The sequence below is a fragment of the Bradyrhizobium uaiense genome (assembly GCF_010811875.1).
In the GTDB taxonomy this organism is placed as follows: Bacteria; Pseudomonadota; Alphaproteobacteria; order Rhizobiales; family Xanthobacteraceae; genus Bradyrhizobium; species Bradyrhizobium uaiense.
This window is the reverse complement of sequence record NZ_VKHP01000664.1, coordinates 1-274: the sequence shown is the minus strand read 5'-3', so window position 1 is coordinate 274 and position 274 is coordinate 1. Positions and strand designations below refer to the sequence as shown.

The 274-nt window shown below is 58.0% G+C and carries 1 protein-coding gene; it reads right to left on the bottom strand.

Features of this window, described 5'->3' with window-relative positions; all coding sequences use genetic code 11:
• Positions 1 to 274, bottom strand: a 274-nt coding sequence (locus tag FNJ47_RS46990; RefSeq protein ID WP_163163611.1) for an IS66 family transposase, incomplete at both ends; no start/stop codon positions are given.

The following is a 274-nucleotide window of genomic DNA, read 5'->3' as shown; positions in this document are numbered from 1 at the left end:
ACTCTTCCTGCCAGTTACAAAAACCCTGATGTCGCGCTCCAGAAGATTGTTGTCGATCGGCATGCTGCCGTCCCCGGTGTAGCGCGTCAGATATTCCCATTGGTTTCGGGTGTAGGATACGGCGTCGTCGAGCTTGCTGTCAGGCAGGACCTTCGGGGCCATGTCATCGAGCCATACCTTGAGAGCATTGAGGATGGGGACACTATGTTGCTGGCGGAAGCGGCGAATGCAGTCGGCCTGTGGTTCACCCTTCTCCGGTATTCCGACCCGCGCC